General features: G+C 67.8%; 13 protein-coding genes. 5 read left to right on the plus strand and 8 right to left on the minus strand.

Annotated elements, in window-relative coordinates; translation table 11 throughout:
* Positions 1 to 47 precede the first annotated feature (47 nt).
* From prmB to dapC, 5 genes are all read right to left on the minus strand, one after another.
* Complete coding sequence (prmB, locus tag KVT39_RS14340; RefSeq protein WP_111016713.1) at positions 48 to 956, minus strand: 50S ribosomal protein L3 N(5)-glutamine methyltransferase; 909 nt, start codon at positions 954 to 956, stop codon at positions 48 to 50.
* A gap of 11 nt (positions 957 to 967) precedes the next feature.
* Entirely contained in the window at positions 968 to 2,107 is a 1,140-nt protein-coding gene (gene dapE / locus KVT39_RS14345; RefSeq protein ID WP_105390455.1) for a succinyl-diaminopimelate desuccinylase, read from the minus strand.
* Between the two features lie 83 nt (positions 2,108 to 2,190).
* Positions 2,191 to 2,559: an ArsC family reductase gene (locus KVT39_RS14350; RefSeq protein WP_034184733.1), complete on the minus strand. Its 369-nt coding sequence runs from the start codon at positions 2,557 to 2,559 to the stop codon at positions 2,191 to 2,193.
* Positions 2,559 to 3,386 (minus strand): 2,3,4,5-tetrahydropyridine-2,6-dicarboxylate N-succinyltransferase, encoded by an 828-nt coding sequence (dapD, locus tag KVT39_RS14355; protein WP_034184734.1) that lies wholly within the window; start codon positions 3,384 to 3,386, stop codon positions 2,559 to 2,561. The genes KVT39_RS14350 and dapD overlap by 1 nt, the downstream gene beginning before the upstream one ends.
* A gap of 44 nt (positions 3,387 to 3,430) precedes the next feature.
* Positions 3,431 to 4,663 carry a succinyldiaminopimelate transaminase gene (gene dapC, locus KVT39_RS14360; protein WP_217589398.1) on the minus strand — a complete coding sequence of 411 codons (1,233 nt, stop codon included), beginning with the start codon at positions 4,661 to 4,663 and terminating at the stop codon, positions 3,431 to 3,433.
* Between the two features lie 159 nt (positions 4,664 to 4,822).
* Here dapC and KVT39_RS14365 point away from each other — a divergent pair, with 159 nt between their 5' ends.
* The 5 genes from KVT39_RS14365 (at position 4,823) to def (ending at position 13,551) form a co-directional block, all read left to right on the plus strand.
* Positions 4,823 to 5,764 (plus strand): DMT family transporter, encoded by a 942-nt coding sequence (locus KVT39_RS14365; protein ID WP_034184736.1) that lies wholly within the window; start codon positions 4,823 to 4,825, stop codon positions 5,762 to 5,764.
* A gap of 139 nt (positions 5,765 to 5,903) precedes the next feature.
* A complete protein-coding gene (gene smc / locus KVT39_RS14370) occupies positions 5,904 to 9,416 on the plus strand; it encodes a chromosome segregation protein SMC (RefSeq protein ID WP_217589400.1) in 3,513 nt (1,170 codons plus the stop codon).
* Positions 9,417 to 9,501: 85 nt separating this feature from the next.
* A complete protein-coding gene (locus KVT39_RS14375; RefSeq protein ID WP_175749921.1) occupies positions 9,502 to 10,776 on the plus strand; it encodes a cell division protein ZipA C-terminal FtsZ-binding domain-containing protein in 1,275 nt (424 codons plus the stop codon).
* 166 nt (positions 10,777 to 10,942) lie between these two features.
* Positions 10,943 to 13,021 (plus strand): NAD-dependent DNA ligase LigA, encoded by a 2,079-nt coding sequence (gene ligA, locus KVT39_RS14380; protein WP_217589402.1) that lies wholly within the window; start codon positions 10,943 to 10,945, stop codon positions 13,019 to 13,021.
* Complete coding sequence (gene def / locus KVT39_RS14385) at positions 13,018 to 13,551, plus strand: peptide deformylase (protein ID WP_217589404.1); 534 nt, start codon at positions 13,018 to 13,020, stop codon at positions 13,549 to 13,551. The genes ligA and def overlap by 4 nt, the downstream gene beginning before the upstream one ends.
* 94 nt (positions 13,552 to 13,645) lie before the next feature.
* On the opposite strand, the gene KVT39_RS14390 is transcribed toward def, so the two are convergent.
* The 3 genes from KVT39_RS14390 to map are packed head-to-tail and all read right to left on the minus strand — an operon-like array spanning position 13,646 to position 19,073.
* The gene (locus tag KVT39_RS14390) at positions 13,646 to 15,619 is read right to left on the minus strand and encodes a pseudouridine synthase (protein WP_217589406.1); all 1,974 of its coding nucleotides are present in this window, start codon (positions 15,617 to 15,619) and stop codon (positions 13,646 to 13,648) included.
* Between the two features lie 16 nt (positions 15,620 to 15,635).
* Positions 15,636 to 18,212, minus strand: a complete 2,577-nt coding sequence (locus KVT39_RS14395; protein WP_034184741.1) for a [protein-PII] uridylyltransferase — start codon at positions 18,210 to 18,212, stop codon at positions 15,636 to 15,638.
* Positions 18,213 to 18,257: 45 nt separating this feature from the next.
* Entirely contained in the window at positions 18,258 to 19,073 is an 816-nt protein-coding gene (gene map, locus KVT39_RS14400) for a type I methionyl aminopeptidase (protein ID WP_034184742.1), read from the minus strand.
* Positions 19,074 to 19,443 lie beyond the last annotated feature (370 nt).

The raw sequence follows: 19,443 nt of genomic DNA on the forward strand, positions 1-19,443 counted from the left end.
AACCGTGCGGCGCAGTGGTGCGCCGCACGGTCGGGGAGCCGGGCGGCTCAGCCCTTGCGCGGCAGGTCCGACGCCTGGATCAGGAATACGGTGTCGTCGCCCGCGCTGGTGGGCAGCCACGTGAGTTCGAGGCCGCCGAACGCGGCTTCGACGTGCTCGCGCTCGTTGCCGATCTCGACGACGAGCACGCCGTCGTCGTGCAGCCAGCGGTGTGCTTCGGCGACGATGCGTCGCACGATGTCCATTCCATCGTCGCCGCCCGCGAGCGCCATCTCCGGCTCGTGCCGGTATTCGGGCGGCAGCGCGGCCATCGACGCCGCGTTCACGTACGGCGGGTTCGTCAGGATCACGTCGTAGCGTGCGCCGGGGTCGGTGCGGAACGCGGGCAGCGGCGCGTAGAGGTCGCCGCGGTGCAGCGCGATGCGGTCTTCGAGGCCGTAGTCGCGCACGTTGATCTCCGCGACTTCGAGTGCCTTGTCGGACAGGTCGACCGCATCGATCTCGGCGTTCGGGAACGCGCTCGCCGCGAGGATCGCAAGGCAGCCGGAGCCCGTGCACAGTTCGAGCACCGCGCCGACCTGCTCGGGATCGGCGACGTATGGCTGCAGCCCGTCGTCGAGCAGCTCGCCGATGAACGAGCGCGGCACGATCACGCGTTCGTCGACGTAGAAGCGGTGGCCATGCATCCAGGCTTCATGCGTGAGATACGCGGCCGGCACGCGGTCAGTCGCGCGCCGTTCGATCACGGCGAGCACGGCCGCGATTTCATCGGGCAGCAGCCGCGCGTCAAGGAACGGCTCGAGCGTGTCGAGCGGCAGGTCGAGCGTATGCAGCACGAGGTAGGCCGCTTCGTCGTACGCATTGTCGGAGCCGTGGCCGAAGGCGAGCTTCGCCTTCGAGAAGCGCGTGACCGCGTAGCGCAGCAGGTCGCGGACAGTGGCAAAAGGTGTCGTCATGCGAGGCTCCATCAGGCGATCAGTTGTTCGAGCACGCGGCGGTACACGTTCTTCAGCGGGTCGACGAAGCGCACTTCGATGTGCTCGTCGATCTTGTGGATGCTGCCGTTCGGCGGGCCGAACTCGATCACCTGCGGGCAGATGCGCGCGATGAAGCGGCCGTCCGACGTGCCGCCCGTGGTCGACAGCTCGGTCGTGATGCCGGTCTCGGTGCGGATCGCGTTTTCCAGCGCATTCGACAGCTCGCCGCGCGGCGTCAGGAACGGCAGGCCGCTTACCGACCACTTCAGCGTGTATTCGAGGCCGTGCTTGTCGAGGATCGCGTGCACGCGTGCCTGCAGGCCCTCGACGGTGCTCGCGGTCGAGAACCGGAAGTTGAACAGCAGGTCGGCGTGGCCGGGGATCACGTTGGTCGCGCCGGTGCCCGCATGCAGGTTCGACACCTGCCAGGTGGTCGGCGGGAAATATTCGTTGCCTTCGTCCCACTGCTCGGCGGCGAGCTCGGCGAGCGCCGGCGCGAGCAGGTGGATCGGGTTCTTCGCGAGGTGCGGATACGCGATATGGCCCTGCACGCCCTTGACGACCAGCTCGCCCGACATCGACCCGCGGCGGCCGTTCTTGACGACGTCGCCGAGCTCGGCGGTCGACGTCGGCTCGCCGACGATGCAGTAGTCGAGACGTTCGCCGCGCGCCTGCAGCAGCTCGACGACCTTCACGGTGCCGTCGGTGGCGGGGCCTTCCTCGTCGCTCGTGATCAGGAACGCGATCGCGCCGCGGTGGCCGGGATGGGCCGCGACGAATTCCTCGGACGCGACGACGAACGCGGCGAGCGACGTCTTCATGTCGGCCGCGCCGCGGCCGTACAGCTTGCCGTCGCGATGGGCGGGGATGAACGGCGGCGAGGTCCACTGCTCGAGCGGGCCGGTCGGCACGACGTCGGTGTGGCCCGCGAACGCGAGCAGCTTGCCGTCGCGGCCGTCGGTGCCGCGCTTGACGGCCCACAGGTTGGTCACGCCGTGCGACGCGATGGTCTCGCATTCGAAGCCGAGCGCGGCGAGGCGCTCGGTCATGATCTGCTGGCAATGCTGATCGTCGGGCGTCACGGACGCGCGGGCGATCAACTGTTCGGTAAGGGCTAGGGTGGCGGACATGGTTCGGACCACTTTCGATAAAAAATGCCGGCACGGTGGCCGGCAGCGACATGACGTCGGGCTAGGGCGCAGCGCGGGCGGCCCTATGCGGCAAACAGCGCCGCGTATTGATCGGCCGCGAAGCCGAGCGATTTCACGCGGCCGTTGACGACGAGCACGGGGCGCTTGATGACCGACGGCTTGTGGATCATCAGCGCAACCGCGCCGGTCTTCGTTTCGGCGGCCGCCTTCATCGCGTCGTCCAGGCCGCGCCACGTGGTGCCGCGCTTGTTCACGAGCGCGTCGAGCGACACGTCCTTCAGCCAGTCTTCAACCAGCGGCGCGCTGACGCCGAGCTTCTTGAAATCGTGGAACTCGAATTCGACGCCGTGATCGTCGAGCCACACGCGGGCCTTCTTCACGGTGTCGCAGTTCGGAATGCCGTAGACGACCACGGTGTGCGGCTTTGCCATCAGTCGCCTCGCAGCAGCTCGTTCAGGCCGACCTTCGCGCGGGTCTTCGCGTCGACCTTCTTGACGATCACCGCGCAGTACAGGCTGTGCGAACCGTCCTTCGACGGCAGGTTGCCGGCGACCACGACAGAGCCGGCCGGGATGCGGCCGTAGCTGACTTCGCCCGTTTCGCGGTCGTAGATCTTCGTGCTCTGGCCGAGGTACACGCCCATCGAGATCACCGAGTTTTCCTCGACGATCACGCCTTCGACGACTTCCGAGCGCGCGCCGATGAAGCAGTTGTCTTCGATGATGACGGGGTTCGCCTGCAGCGGCTCGAGCACGCCGCCGATGCCGACGCCGCCCGACAGGTGCACGTTCTTGCCGATCTGCGCGCACGAACCGACCGTTGCCCACGTGTCGACCATCGTGCCTTCGTCGACGTACGCGCCGATGTTCGTGTACGACGGCATCAGCACGACGTTCTTCGCGATGAACGAGCCGCGGCGCGCGATGGCCGGCGGGACGACGCGGAAGCCGCCCGCGGCGAAGTCTTCGGCCGTGTAGTTCGCGAACTTCGACGGTACCTTGTCGTAGAACTGCGAGTAGCCGCCGGCCGCCATCGGTGCGTTGTCCTCCAGACGGAACGACAGCAGCACGGCCTTCTTCAGCCACTGATGCACGGTCCAGTTGCCGTCGATTTTCTCGGCGACGCGCAGCGCACCCTTGTCGAGTTGCTCGATCGCGTGCGCGACGGCCTCGCGGACGTCGGCGGGCGCGGCCTTCGGCGACAGCTCGGCGCGGTTTTCCCAGGCGGTATCGATGATTTGCTGAAGTTGTTGCGACATGTTCGTTTTCGCAGGAGATGGATGGAATTGATCGGGATGGACGATTACCGCGCGAGAGAACGGCAGAAATCGACGATGCGTTGCGCGCCCTCGACGCATTCGGGGGTGCCCGCGACGAGCGCGATCCGGATGAAATCGCGGCCCGGATTCGACCCGTGCGCATCGCGCGCCAGGTACGAGCCGGGCAGAACCGTAACATTATAGTCGGCGTACAGGCGGCGGGCGAACTCGGTGTCCGACAGCCCGGTGCGCGATACGTCGGCCCACAGGTAGAACGCGGCGTCGGGCAGTTTCACGTCGATCACGTCGGCGAGCATCGGCGTGACCGTATTGAACTTCTGCAGGTACAGCGCGCGGTTCTCGCGCACGTGCGCCTCGTCGTTCCACGCGGCGATGCTGGCGTGCTGCCAGACCGGCGACAGCGCCGCGCCGTGGTACGTGCGGTACAGCAGGAATTTCTTCAGCAGCGCCGCGTCGCCGGCGACGAAGCCCGAGCGCATGCCCGGCACGTTCGAGCGCTTCGACAGGCTCGACAGCATCACGAGCCGCTCGAAGCCGCGGCCGAGGCGGTGCGCGGCCTCGAGACCGCCGAGCGGCGGCGCCGCTTCGTCGAAATAGATTTCCGAATAGCATTCGTCGGACGCGATCACGAAACCGTGGCGGTCGGACAGCGCGAACAGCTCGCGCCAGTCGTCGAGCGTCAGCACGGCGCCCGTCGGGTTGCCCGGCGAGCACACGTACAGCAGCTGCGTGCGCGCCCAGACGTCGTCGGGCACGGCCGCGTAGTCGCACGCGAAGTTGCGGGCCGGGTCGCTGTTCGCGAAATAGGGTTCGGCACCGGCCAGCAGCGCCGCGCCTTCGTAAATTTGATAGAAGGGATTCGGACAGAGTACGATCGCCTTCTCGCCGTGCCCGGACGGGCGCGCGTCGATCACGGTCTGCGCGAGCGAGAACAGCGCCTCGCGCGACCCCGACACGGGCAGCACCTGCGTGGCCGGATCGATCGCCGGCAGCCCGTAGCGGCGCTCGAGCCAGTGCGCGATCGACGTGCGCAGCGCGTCCGAGCCGGCCGTGGCCGGGTACGACGCGAGGCCGTCGAGCGCGGCCACCACGGCGTCGCGGATCAGCGCCGGGGTCGGGTGCTTGGGCTCGCCGATGCCGAAGCTGATCGGTTTGAGGGCGCCGGAGGGCGTCACGTCCTTGAACAGGGCGCGCAGCTTTTCGAAGGGATAGGGCTGGAGCGAGTCGAGTCGAGGGTTCACGGGCGAAGCGGCCATCGCGGCCGGTTGGAGCGAAAGAAGCGGCGGGCGTGCCGCGCGGCTGCGAACGGGCGCCGACGGCGCGCGGGTCGCAACGGACGATTATAGCGTGACGGAATGCGGTCACGGCCCGCCGGAACGGCGGCCGGGCCGGTCGAATAAAGGGTATCGAACCAAATGAATAACGCGGTACGCGGCAGCCTGCCGACGCTGGCCATCCTGATCGGCGCGTCGGTATGGGGCCTGATCTGGTATCCGTTGCGGATCCTCGCATCGCTCGGCGTGACGGGCACGCTGGCGAGCGCGCTGACGAGCGTCGTCGCGTTCCTGTTCGTGATCGTCACGCGGCACCGTACGATCGCGACACTGCGCTGGCACTGGGTGCTGCCGGGCATCGCGGTCACGGCCGGCGTGACGAACCTCGGTTTCGTGTGGGGCACGATCCACGGCGAGGTGCTCCGCGTGATGCTGCTGTTCTACCTGACCCCCGCATGGACCGCGATTTACGCGCACTTCCTGCTGCGCGAGCGGCTGACCTGGGCAGGAGCGGGGCTGGCGGCGCTGTCGATCGGCGGCGCGATGCTGATGCTGTGGTCGCCGAAGCTCGGCTTGCCGCTGCCGGCCAACCCGGCCGAATGGGCCGGTCTCGCGGCCGGGCTGAGTTTCGCGATGAGCAACGTGCTCGTGATCAAGGCGAGCCGCGAGCTGCCCGGGATGCGCGCGGAGATGCGCACCGCGACGCTGTTCGGCGGCGCGGCGGTATTCGGCGCGATCGCGTCGCTGTTCGAAGGGTTGCCGGCCGTGCCGGCGGGCGGCCAGCTCGGCGTCGCCGCGCTGATCGTCGCCGCGATCGGCGTGACGATGGCGGCGAACAACCTGCTCGTGCAATACGGCCTCGCGCGCGTGCCGGCGAACCGTGCGTCGATCATCATGCTGTTCGAGATCGTGATCACCGCGCTGTCGGCGTGGGTGTTCGCGAACGAGCTGCCGAGCGCGCGCGAGTGGGCGGGCGGCGTGTGCATCGTGCTGGCGACGCTGCTGTCGAGCAGGGTCCATCGTGCCGCGCCGGCACCGGGCAAACCCGGCGACGGTCGGGACGGCGCACGCGCGATGGTATGATGGAAGCCGTTTGCGGGGCCCAACGCTGTATGCGCGCGGCCCCGCTTTTGAATTCCGGGGCGCGTCGCGCGCATGGGCCGTCCGGCCCCGCGCAGCACGGCCCCGTCCGTTTCACACCTTCTTCACATCCGATACCGCCGTGCGTCTGAGCTCGATCAAACTCGCTGGCTTCAAATCCTTCGTCGATCCCACGCATTTCCAGGTTCCGGGCCAGCTTGTCGGCGTGGTGGGCCCGAACGGGTGCGGCAAGTCCAACATCATCGACGCCGTGCGCTGGGTGCTCGGCGAGTCGCGCGCCTCCGAGCTGCGCGGCGAATCGATGCAGGACGTGATCTTCAACGGCTCGACCGCCCGCAAGCCCGGCAGCCGGGCAAGCGTCGAGCTGATCTTCGACAACTCCGACGGCCGCGCGGCCGGGCAGTGGGGCCAGTACGGCGAAATCGCCGTGAAGCGCGTGCTGACGCGCGACGGCACGTCGAGCTACTACATCAACAACCTGCCGGCCCGCCGCCGCGACATCCAGGACATCTTCCTCGGCACCGGCCTCGGGCCGCGCGCGTACGCGATCATCGGGCAGGGCATGATCGCGCGGATCATCGAGGCGAAGCCGGAAGAGCTGCGCGTGTTCCTCGAGGAAGCCGCGGGCGTGTCGAAGTACAAGGAACGCCGCCGCGAAACCGAGAACCGCCTGCACGACACGCGCGAGAACCTGACGCGCGTCGAGGACATCGTCCGCGAACTCGGCGCGAACCTCGAGAAGCTCGAGGCGCAGGCGGTCGTTGCGACCAAGTACAAGGAACTCGTCGCCGACGGCGAGGAGAAGCAGCGCCTGTTGTGGCTGCTGCGCAAGAACGAGGCCGCCGGCGAGCAGCAGAAGCAGCAGCGTGCGATCGAACAGGCGCAGATCGACCTCGAGGCGCAGACGGCGAAGCTGCGCGAGGTCGAGTCGCAGCTCGAGACGCTGCGCGTCGCGCATTACTCGGCGAGCGACGCGATGCAGGGCGCGCAGGGCGCGCTTTACGAAGCGAATGCCGAGGTGAGCCGCCTCGAAGCCGAGATCAAGTTCATCGTCGAATCGCGCAATCGCGTGCAGGCGCAGATCGCCGCGCTGAACGCGCAGCGCGAGCAATGGCGCGCGCAGGCCGAGAAGTCGCAGGACGAGCTCGAGGAAGCCGAAGAAGCGCGTGCGATGGCCGACGAGAAGGCCGCGCTCGCCGAGGACAACGCAGCCGCGAAGCACGACGCGCTGCCGGCGCTCGAGGCGAAGTGGCGCGACGCGCAGGCGCAGCTCAACGACGAGCGCGCGCGGATCGCGCAGACCGAACAGTCGCTGAAGCTCGAAGCCGCGCACCAGCGCAACGCCGACCAGCAGCTCCAGCAGCTTCAGCAGCGTCATGAGCGCCTGAAGAGCGAAGCGGGCGGGCTCGATGCGCCGGACGAGGCGCAGCTCGAAGAGCTGCGCATGCAGCTCGCCGAGCAGGAGGAAATCCTCGCCGAAGCGCAGGCGCGTCTCGCCGACGCGCAGGAAACGGTGCCGCGCCTCGACGGCGAACGCCGTGCCGCGCAGGAGCGCGTGCAGGCCGAAGGCGCGCAGATCCACCAGCTCGAGGCACGCCTCGCCGCGCTGAAGCAGCTTCAGGAAAACGTGCAGACCGAAGGCAAGGTGCAGCCGTGGCTCGACAAGCACGAGCTCGGCGCGCTGCCGCGCCTGTGGAAGAAGCTGCACGTCGAGGCTGGCTGGGAAGCGGCGCTCGAAGCCGTGCTGCGCGAGCGCCTCGCCGCGCTCGAAGTGTCGAATCTCGACTGGGTGAAGGCGTTCGCGACCGATGCGCCGCCTGCGAAGCTCGCGTTCTACGCGCCGCCCGCGGCCGGTGAGCCGCCCGCGGCGGTGGCCGGGCTGCGTCCGGTGCTGTCGCTCGTGCGCATCGACGACGCGGGCATTCGCGCGGTGCTGAACGACTGGCTCGGCAACGTCTATGTCGCCGACGATGTCGCGCAGGCGCTGGCGACGCGCACGCAGCTGCCGGCAGGCGGTGCATTCGTCGTCAAGGCCGGCCATATCGTCACGCGCGTCGGCGTGCAGTTGTATGCGGCCGATTCGGAGCAGGCCGGGATGCTGGCCCGCCAGCAGGAAATCGAGAACCTGACGCGCCAGGTGCGTGCGCAGGCACTGCTCGCCGACGAGGCGCGCACGGCCGCCGTGCGCGCGGAAGCCGCGCATACGCAGGCCACGCAGGCGCTCGGCGACGTGCGCGCGCAGGCCGAGCGTGCGACGCAGCGTGTGCATGCGCTGCAGATGGACGTACTGAAGCTCGCGCAGGCACACGAGCGCTATACGCAGCGCAGCACGCAGATCCGCGAGGAACTCGAGGAAATCGGTGCGCAGATCGAAGAACAGCGCGCGCTGCGCGCGGAGTCGGAAGCGAATTTCGAACGCTTCGACGGCGAACTCGCGGAGCTGCAGGCACGCTTCGAAGATAACCAGCTCGCGTTCGAATCGCTCGACGAGTCGCTGACGCAGGCGCGTCAGGAAGCGCGTGACCTGGAGCGCGGCGCGAACGACGCGCGCTTCGCCGCACGTAACGCGGTGACCCGGATCGACGAGCTCAAGCGCAGCATCCAGGTTGCGCACGAGCAGAGCGAGCGCGTCGCCGCATCGCTGGAAGACGCGCGCGCCGAGCTCGAGACGATCAACGAGCAGACCGCGCACACGGGCCTGCAGGACGCACTCGAGATTCGTGCGGTGAAGGAGGAAGCGCTGCAGGCCGCGCGGATCGAGCTCGACGACCTGACCGCGAAGCTGCGCGCGTCGGACGAGCAGCGCCTCGTCGCCGAGCGTTCGCTGCAGCCGCTGCGCGACCGCATCACCGAGCTGCAGCTGAAGGAGCAGGCCGCGCGCCTGTCCGTCGAGCAGTTCGCCGAGCAGCTCGCGACGGCCGAGGTCGACGAGGCCGCGCTGAGCGAGAAGCTGACGCCGGATCTGAAACCGTCGTACCTGCAGGGCGAGGTCACCCGGCTCAACAATGCGATCAACGCGCTCGGCCCGGTGAACATGGCCGCGCTCGACGAGCTGAAGGCCGCGAGCGAGCGCAAGGTGTTCCTCGACGCGCAGTCGGCCGACCTGATCGACGCGATCACGACGCTCGAGGACGCGATCCACAAGATCGACCAGGAAACCCGCACGCTGCTGCAGGGTACCTTCGACGAGGTCAACCGCCACTTCAGCGACCTGTTCCCGCGCCTGTTCGGCGGCGGCCAGGCGAAGCTGATCATGACGGGCGACGAGATCCTCGATGCCGGCGTGCAGGTGATGGCGCAGCCGCCCGGCAAGAAGAACGCGACGATTCACCTGCTGTCGGGCGGCGAGAAAGCGCTGACCGCGACCGCGCTGGTGTTCGCGATGTTCCAGTTGAACCCGGCGCCGTTCTGTCTGCTCGACGAGGTCGACGCGCCGCTCGACGACGCGAACACCGAACGTTTCGCGAATCTCGTGCGCGCGATGTCCGACAAGACGCAGTTCCTGTTCATCTCGCACAACAAGATCGCGATGGAGATGGCGCAGCAGCTGATCGGCGTGACGATGCAGGAGCAGGGCGTGTCGCGGATCGTGGCGGTGGACATGGAAACCGCAGCGGGTTTTGCCCAGAATTGACGTTTGACGAAACCGGATCGCGTTCGCGCGGCGCATGGGCGCCCGTTCGCGATCCCGACGAAAAAGAATTGCTGATGGAGCGTGCATGGACGAGTTGACACTCGGTTTGATCGGCGCGGGCGCCGTCGTGGTGGGCGGCGTCGTGGTCTACAACGCATGGCAGGGCGCGAAGGTGCGGCGCAGGATGCCGCGCCCGATGCCGGAGGAAGCGGCCGAGGCGATGAACCGCCCCGAGCGCGACGAAGAGTTGCCGTTCATCGAGCCGGTGCGTCAGCCGGTGCGCCGCGAGCCTGCGGCACCGGTCGCGGCGGCCGCCGCGCCGGCCGAAGCCGCGCGCGTCGAGCCGACGTTCGGAGGCGCGGCGCCTGCGGACATGCCGGCCGATCTGCAGGCCGAGGCGACCGGCGCCGACCTGCCGTCCGAGTCGGCCGAACCGGCCGCCGGTGAAGCAGCGGTGCCTGCCGTCGTGCAGGAAGGGGCCGCCGAGCCGGCCGAGTCGTCCGAACCCGTGCTGCCGGCCGCGACGACGATCTCGTCGGCGCCGCCCGCGATCGTCGACCGCCGGATCGACTGCATCGTGCCGATCCGCCTCGCCGGGCCGCTGCCGGGCGACAAGATCCTGCCGGCCGCGCAGCGGCTGCGCCGTGCGGGCAGCAAGCCCGTGCACATCGAAGGCAAGCCGGAAGGCGGCCAGTGGGAGCTGCTGCAGAACGGCGTGCGCTACGAAGAGTTGCGCGCGGCCGCGCAGCTCGCGAACCGCAGCGGCGCGCTGAACGAGCTCGAATTCTCCGAATTCGTGACGGGCGTCCAGCAGTTCGCCGACACGATCGACGGCGCACCGGAATTCCCGGACATGATGGAGACGGTGGCGATGGCGCGCGAACTCGACGCGTTTGCCGCGCAGTGCGACGCGCAACTGTCGATCAACGTGATGTCGGACGGCGCGCCGTGGTCGGCGAACTACGTGCAGGCGGTCGCATCGCAGGACGGGCTGCTGCTGTCGCGCGACGGCACGCGTTTCGTGAAGCTCGACGCGAAGCAGAACCCCGTGTTCATGCTGCAGTTCGGCGATACGAACTTCCTGCGCGACGACCTCACGTACAAGGGCGGCAACATGATCACGCTGGTGCTCGACGTGCCGGTCGCCGAAGAGGACATCCTGCCGTTCCGGCTGATGTGCGATTACGCGAAATCGCTGTCCGAGCGGATCGGCGCGCGGGTCGTCGACGATTCGCGCCGGCCGCTGCCGGAGTCGACGCTGCTCGCGATCGAGCAGCAGTTGATGAAGCTGTACGCGAAGCTCGAGGAAGCCGGCATCCCGGCCGGTTCGCCGGTCACGCGCCGACTCTTCAGCCAGTAACGCGATGGCGCGGACGGCGGGCCTCGGCACCGTCGTTCGCCGTTGCGGCGCACGCCTTTTCGTGTGCGCTGCAGCACGCTGATCCGGCGCGCATTGCACGCCCCGCCGCGGCGTCAAACTGAGATAATCGGGCATCCGATTTTCTCAGAACGAATCTGCCGCCAGCATGGCCCGAACCCAAGCCGAACCGCCAGCCAGCCAGCCCGACGCGCGCGCCGCGTGGCTGCGCGACCAACTCGAGCGGGCGAACTACGCCTATTACGTACTCGACCAGCCGGATCTGCCCGACGCCGAATACGACCGGCTGTTTAGTGAATTGCGCCAAATTGAGGCCGACCATCCCGAGTTAGTTACTCCTGATTCTCCGACGAGACGAGTCGGTGGGGAAGTAGCTCGCGGAGCCACATTTGTGCGGCACGAAGTCCCGATGTTGTCACTCAACAACGGATTTTCCGATGATGACGTGTTCGCATTTGATAAGCGAATATCCACCACGCTAGCAAAAGCATCAGTGGACTTGGCTGGCACCCCAGTTGATCCGGTCGAATATGCTTGTGAACTAAAATTTGATGGGTTGGCCATTTCTCTTAGATATGAGAATGGCTATTTCATGCAAGCTGCAACTCGTGGTGACGGCGAGTTGGGTGAAGACGTTACGGACAACATCCGGACGGTTCGCTCAATTCCGCTAAAACTCAAATGTGAATCCCCTCCAGCAGTCCTCGATATTCGTGGCGAAGTTCTGATGTTGAAGAAGGATTTTGACCGTTTGAATTCTCGTCAACGTGAGGAAGGTTTGAGGGAATTTGCTAATCCGAGAAATGCCGCCGCTGGAAGCTTGCGCCAACTGGATACCAGAGTTACTGCGAAACGCACACTGTCGTTCTTCGCATACGGAATCGGCGTGCTCGACGGGATGCCGATGCCCGACACGCACAGCGCGCTGCTCGACTGGTACGAAACGCTCGGCCTGCCGGTGAACCGCGAGCGCGCGGTCGTGCACGGCGCCGACGGATTGCTCGGCTTCTTCCGCAAGGTCGGCGAGAAGCGCGAGTCGCTGCCGTACGACATCGACGGCGTCGTCTACAAGGTCAACCGGCGCGACGAGCAGGAGCGCCTCGGCTTCGTGTCGCGCGCGCCGCGCTTCGCGCTCGCGCACAAGTTTCCCGCACAGGAAGCGCTGACGAAGCTCGTCGCGATCGACGTGCAGGTCGGCCGCACGGGCGCGATCACGCCGGTCGCGCGCCTCGAGCCGGTGTTCGTCGGCGGTGCGACCGTGACCAACGCGACGCTGCACAACGAGGACGAGGTGCGCCGCAAGGACATCCGGATCGGCGATACCGTGATCGTGCGACGCGCGGGCGACGTGATCCCCGAAGTGGTCGGCGCGCTGCTCGACCGGCGTCCGGACGATGCGGCCGAATTCGTGATGCCGACCGAATGCCCGGTGTGCGGCTCGAAGATCGAGCGCCTGCCGGACGAAGCGATCGCGCGCTGCACGGGCGGCCTGTTCTGCCCGGCGCAGCGCAAGCAGGCGCTGTGGCACTTCGCGCAGCGCCGCGCGCTCGACATCGACGGGCTCGGCGAGAAGATCATCGACCAGCTCGTCGAGCTGAATCTCGTGCGCACGCCGGCCGACCTGTTCAATCTCGGTTTCGCGACGCTCGCCGAGCTCGACCGGTTCGCCGAGAAGTCCGCACAGAATCTGCTCGACTCGCTCGAGAAGGCGAAGCACACGACGCTCGCGCGCTTCATCTACGGGCTCGGCATCCGCCATGTCGGCGAATCGACCGCGAAGGATCTCGCGAAGCATTTCGGCTCGCTGACGCCGATCATGGATGCATCGATCGACGAACTGCTCGAAGTCAACGACGTCGGGCCGATCGTCGCCGAGTCGCTCCACCAGTTCTTCGCGGAAGAGCACAACCGGACCGTGATCGAGCAGTTGCGCGCGCCGGGCAAGGTGACGTGGCCCGAAGGGCCGCCCGCGCCGAAGGCGCCGCAGGGCGTGCTGGCCGGCAAGACCGTCGTGCTGACGGGCACGCTGCCGACCCTCACGCGCGATGCGGCGAAGGAGATGCTCGAAGCGGCGGGCGCGAAAGTTGCGGGCTCGGTATCGAAGAAGACGGATTACGTGGTCGCGGGCGCCGAAGCCGGCAGCAAGCTCGCGAAGGCCGAGGAACTCGGCATTCCCGTGCTGGACGAAGACGGACTGCACCAACTCCTGGAGGGCAATACGCCATGATTCGCGAGATCCTGAAGATGGGCGATCCGCGCCTGCTCGAAATCGCCAAACCGGTCGAGCGGTTCGATACACCCGAGCTGCACGAGATCGTCGCGGACATGTTCGAGACGATGCACCATGCGAACGGCGCCGGGCTGGCTGCGCCGCAGATCGGCATCGGGCTGCAGATCATCATCTTCGGCTTCGGCAACAACAACCGCTACCCGGATGCGCCGCCGGTGCCCGAGACCGTGCTGATCAACCCGAAGATCGAATACATGCCGCCGGACATGGAAGAGGGCTGGGAAGGCTGCCTGTCGGTGCCGGGCATGCGCGGCGTCGTCAGCCGCTACGCGAAGGTGCGCTACAGCGGCTTCGACCAGTTCGGCGCGAAGATCGACCGCGCCGCCGACGGCTTTCACGCGCGCGTGGTCCAGCACGAATACGACCACCTGATCGGCAAGCTGTATCCGATGCGGATCACCGACTTCACGCGCTTCGGCTTCACCGAGGTGCTGTTCCCGGGGCTCGATCCGGCGGAAGACGACTGAGCGGCACGCGTCCCGTTTCGCGTCGTCCGCCGGAAACAAAAAAGCCCGCGCAAGCGGGCTTTTGCATTGCGTGGCGCACGTCGCGTGCCCGCGGTCAGAACGTCTCGTCGGCCGACAGATAGCGCCATTGCCCCTGCGGCAGCGCGCCGAGCATCACGCGGCCCATCCGCACGCGCTTGAGGCCGACTACGTCGAGACCGACCAGTTCGCACATGCGGCGAATCTGGCGCTTCTTGCCTTCGCGCAGCACGAAACGCAGTTGCTCGCCGTTCTGCCAGCTCACCATCGCGGGCTTCAATGCGACGCCGTCGAGCTCGAGGCCGTGGCGCAGCTTCGCGAGCGATTCCGCGGGGAAGTGCTGGTCGATGTCGATGAGCCGTTCGCCGAAGCGCACGCGCACCAGGTACTCCTTGTCGATGTCCGACTGCTCGCCGATCAGTTGCTTCGCGATCCGGCCGTTCTGCGTCAGCACGAGAAGGCCAGTGGAATCGATGTCGAGCCGGCCGGCCGGCGCGAGTGCGTGCAGGTGCTGCGGCGAGAAGCGCAGCGGCGAATGGTCGCCGCTCCAGTGGTTCCCGCGCGTGATCAGCACGGCCGCGGGCTCGTAGCCGTCTTCCGCCTGACCCGATACATAGCCGACCGGCTTGTGCAGCAGGATCGTCACCTGCGCGGCCTGCGCGGCGCTTGCGCGCTCGTCGATCTCGATTTTCTGGTCGGCGCGCACCTTGGTGCCGAGCGTGTCGATGCGTTCGCCGTCGACGAGCACCCAGCCCTTTTCGATCCATTCGTCGGCTTCGCGGCGCGAGCACATGCCGAGCTCGGACATCCGCTTCGACAGGCGCATCAGGCCCGTTTCGTCACCGTAATCGGTGTCGGCAGCCTGGCGCTTGACGGGTTGCGCGGTCTTCAGGCCCGCGCCGGACGTGCGGCGCTCGCCGTCGCGTGCGGGGCGAGCCGGGCGGTCGCCGAAGCTGCGCTTCGCGCCTTCGCCGGCTGCCTTGTCGCGATAGGGCGTGCGCTTGGCGTCGTCGGCGCCTGCGCGGCGCGGACGTGCATCGTCGTCGCTGCGGCGGGCCGGGCGATCGGAGGACGTACGGCGGTCGCCGAAGCTGCGCTTTGCGCCTTCGCCGGTTGCCTTGTCGCGATAGGGCGTGCGCTTGGCGTCGTCGGCGCCTGCGCGGCGCGGCCGTGCATCGTCGTCGCTGCGACGGGGCGGGCGGTCGGACGACGTACGGCGGTCGCCGAAGCTGCGCTTCGCGCCTTCGCCGGTCGCCTTGTCGCGATAAGGTGCACGCGCGCCACCTTCGGCACCTGCGCGGCGCGGCCGCGCATCGTCGTCGCTGCGACGGGGCGGGCGGTCGGACGACGTACGGCGGTCATCGAAGCTGCGCTTCGCGCCTTCGCCGGCCGCCTTGTCGCGATAGGGTGCACGCGCGCCACCTTCGGCACCTGCGCGGCGCGGCCGTGCATCGTCGTCGCTGCGACGGGCCGGGCGGTCCGAAGGCGGACGGCGGTCGCCGAAGCTGCGCTTCGCGCCTTCGCCAGCCGCCTTGTCGCGATAGGGCGTGCGCTTGGCGTCGTCAGCGCCTGCGCGGCGCGGCCGTGCATCATCGTCGCTGCGGCGGGGCGGGCGATCGGACGACGAGCGACGGTCGTCGAAACTGCGCTTCGCGCCTGCGCCGGTTGCGTTGTCACGATAGGGCGCGCGCGCGCCGCCTTCGGCACCCGCGCGGCGAGGCCGCGCATCGGCGTCGCTGCGCCGGGGCGGGCGCGAGTCGGGCTTGCCGTCAGCGCTGCGATAGCCGCGTTCGGCGCCGCCGTCGCGCGGCGCACGCTTGGCCGTTGCGCGATCCGCGCCCGGGCGCTCGGCGCCCGCGGCACCGCGCGGCTTGAACGTGCGTTCGCCGGCGGCTGCCGGGCCCGACGCCTTCTTCGGGCGGGCCGGCTTGTCTGCCGCGGGCGGCGCAGCGGGACGCACCGCCTTGCGGGCGACGAGGCTGCCGGAGCGGACAGGTGCGCGGGTCGGCGACGCCGGCCGCGGATTCTTGACGGTCAATTTGGTGCGCATAAACGCTGGGATTCATTCAGACTGCGATCGCACGCAGCAATTCGGTTTCGAGCTGGATCTGCAGGCGGTTGTCGGACAAGCCGGCGCCCGCGAGCAGGAAGATGTCCTCGACGCGTTCGCCGAGCGTATTGATCCGCGCCGCATGGACGCCGATCCGATGCTCGGCGAGTACGCGCGCGATCGAATAGAGAAGGCCCGGCCGGTCGTTGGCGGACACGGACAGGATGTAGTACTGACCGCGCTCGTCGGCCCGCAGGTCGACGCGCGGCGTGATCGGAAAGGTTCGGGACAGCCTCGACAGGCGGCCCTTGGACGGTTCCGGCAGCGGTGCGGTTTCGGTGAGCCGCGCCGCGAGCTGCTGTTCGACGAGATTCGCGATGTCGCGGTACCGCACGTCGCGTTCGGTCTGCGTGACGATGAAGTTGTCGAGCGCGTAGCCGTGCCGCGTCGTGCTGACGCGTGCGTCGAGCACCGACAGCCCGTTGCGGTCGAAATACGCGCAGATGCCCGCGAACAGGTCGGGGCGGTCCTTCACGTATACGAGCACCTGCAGCGCGTCGCCGATCGGCGACGGCCGCGCGCGGACGATCGCGGTTTCGGCGTTCACGTGCCGGTACAGCACACGCGTCTGCCATGCGATGTCGGCCGCATCGTGACGCAGGAAGAAGCCGACGTCGAGCTGATCCCACAGCGCGCGGTGCGCGTCGTCGGGCACGGTCTCGAGGCGCAGCAGCGCGAGCGCCTGTTCCTGCCGCGACTTCAGCTCCGAGTGTGCATCGGGGTTCGCGCCGCCGAGCACCGCGAGCGTGACGCGGTACAGATCCTCGAGCAGCTTGCCCTTCCACGTGTTCCACACCTTCGGGCTCGTGCCGCGGATATCGGCGACGGTCAGCAGGTAGAGCGCGGTGAGGCGCCGTTCGTTGCCGACGAGTTCGGCGAAGCGCTTGATGACTTCGGGGTCGCTCGTGTCCTGCTTCTGCGCGACCTGGCTCATCGTCAGGTGATGCTGGACGAGCCACACGATCAGCGCTGCGTCGTCGCCGGCGATCCCGTGTTCGCGGCAGAAGCGCCGCGCATCGGCCATCCCGAGCGTCGAGTGGTCGCCGCCGCGGCCCTTCGCGATGTCGTGGAACAGCGCCGCGACATACAGCACCCACGGACGGTCGAAGTTGCCGATCAGCTGGCTGCAGAACGGGTATTCGTGCGCATGCTCGGCGACCGCGAAGCGGCGGATGTTGCGCAACACCATCAGGATGTGCTGGTCGACCGTGTACACGTGGTACAGGTCGTGCTGCATCTGGCCGACGATGCGGCGGAAGTTCAGCAGATAGCGGCCGAGCACGCTCGTCTGGTTCATCAGCCGGAACGCGTGCGTGATTCCTTCGGGCTGCTGCAGGATCCGCATGAACGTGTCGCGGTTCTGCGGATCGCGGCGCCACGCGTTGTTCATGATTTCGCGCGAGTTGTACAGCGCGCGCAGCGTGCGCGCGGACAGGCCCTTCACGCCGCGGGTCGTTTCGTACAGCAGGAATGCTTCGAGGATCGCATCGGGATGGCGTTCGAACACGCCGTCGTCGACGATCTCGAGCATCCCCTGCTTCTCGACGAAGCGGTCGGGCGACAGCACGCGCGTGATGCCGCTCGTCGCGGGGAAGAGCTGCGCCTCGATGTTCTGGATCAGGATCGTCGCGAGCTGCGTGACGGCTTTCGCGGCCCAGTAATAGCGGCGCATCAGTTGCTCGCTCGCGCGCTTGGCCTGCGTCGGCTGGTAGCCGAAGCTCTCCGCGGCCTGCGTCTGCAGGTCGAACACGAGCATGTCCTGGCGGCGGCCGGCGATCACGTGCAGCCGTGCGCGCAGCGTCTTCAGGAAACCCTCGTTGCGGCGCAGCTCGCGCGCTTCGCGATCGGTGATGAGGCCGCGCGTGTCGAGCTCGCGCCAGCTGCTGCCGAAACCCGCCGCGCGCGCGATCCACAGGATCGTCTGCAGGTCGCGCAGCCCGCCGGGGCTTTCCTTCACGTTCGGTTCGAGGCTGTACGGCGTGTCCTGGAACTTCGCGTGGCGCTGGCGCATCTCGAGCACCTTCGCGGTGAAGAACGCGCGGGCGTCGAGCGCCTCGTGGTAGCGCACCGTGAAGCGCTCGAACAGCGCGGTGCTGCCGACGATGCGGCGCGCTTCCAGCAGCGAGGTTTGCACCGTGACGTCCTGCGATGCCTCCTCGATGCATTGCGCGACCGTGCGCACGCTGCTGCCGATCTCGAGGCCGAGATCCCATGCCATCCCGATGAAACGCTCGATGCGCGGGTCGAGCGCCGGGTCGTGCGCATCGGGCAGCAGCACGAGGATGTCGACGTCGGAATAAGGGGCGAGCTCGCCGCGCCCGTAGCCGCCGACGGCGACGAGCGCGAGCGTCGCCGGCAGCCCGCAATCGTCCCACACGCGCTTCAGTGCGTCGTCGGTGAGTTTCGACTGCGCGTGCATCAGCGACGCGACGTTCGTCGCGCGACGAAAGCGCTCGAGCATGTCGGCCTTGGCGGCCTTGAATTCGGCGCGCCGCGACAGCGCGTCGGGCGAGGGGGCGGCGTGAGCGCTCATGGGCGGCCGTTCAGGTGGGGGCGGGGCGGGCTGGCGCGACGGCGCTCAGACTGCGGCGGCCGGTTGCGCGAACACGGGGCGCGCCGGCGTGCCGGCCGACACGGTCAGCACTTCGTAGCCGGTTTCGGTGACGAGCACCGTGTGCTCCCACTGCGCGGACAGGCTGCGGTCGCGCGTCTTGACCGTCCACTGGTCGGGCATCGTGCGGATGTCGCGCTTGCCGGCGTTGATCATCGGCTCGATCGTGAAGATCATCCCGGGCTTCAGCTCGATGCCCGTGCCCGGACGGCCGTAGTGGACGACCTGCGGATCTTCGTGGAACACCGTGCCGATGCCGTGGCCGCAGTATTCGCGCACGACGCTGTAGCCCTGCGCTTCCGCATGTTTCTGGATCGCGTGGCCGATGTCGCCGAGGTGCGCGCCGGGCTTGACCTGGTCGATGCCGAGCCACATGCACTCGTAGGTGGTCTGCACGAGGCGCTTCGCGAGGATCGAGCCCTCGCCGACGATGAACATCCGGCTCGTGTCGCCGAAGTAGCCGTTCTTGATCACGGTGATGTCGATGTTCAGCGCGTCGCCGTTCTTGATCACCTTCTCGCCGGGAATGCCGTGGCAGATCACGTCGTTGACCGAAATGCAGGTGGCCTTCGGGTACGGCGGATAGCCGGGCGGCTGGTAGTTCAGCGGCGCGGGGATCGTGCCCTGTTCGTTGAGCATGAACTCGTGGCAGAGGCGATCGAGTTCGGCGGTCGTGATGCCCGCGACGACGTGCGGCGTGATGAAGTCGAGCACTTCGCTCGCGAGACGGCAGGCGACGCGCATCTCGGCGATATCGTGTTCGTTTTTGAGCGTAATAGTCATCGAGGTATGCCTGGAATGCGGTGAATTGATGGATTATCGCACCTTATGGCGGGCGTCGCAGCCCCTGCCGGCCGTGCCGATGCGGGTTTTCGCGGATTGTCCGGCCGGCTGCCGCACGGCAAGCGAAAGTGGTGAGCGACTTGAGAGCCGACAACTCGGCGTGCTATACTCTTTGGCTAAGTCGATATCCAAATGCCGAGTTTGCCCCATGTTGGGGCGGCATCGCGGTGACAGGCTTACGGCACGGGCGTTTTGCACGTGCCGAATCGCAAGCCGGCGCAACCAGGGTGCCGGCCGCGCGGAATTCTCTGCCTTCGGGGCGGGTTCGCGCGGCGGTACGGCGGCCGGCTTAAGACCCAACCCTCGTGGA

This window comes from Burkholderia sp. GbtcB21 (genome assembly GCF_019091065.1).
In the GTDB taxonomy this organism is placed as follows: Bacteria; Pseudomonadota; Gammaproteobacteria; order Burkholderiales; family Burkholderiaceae; genus Burkholderia; species Burkholderia pyrrocinia_C.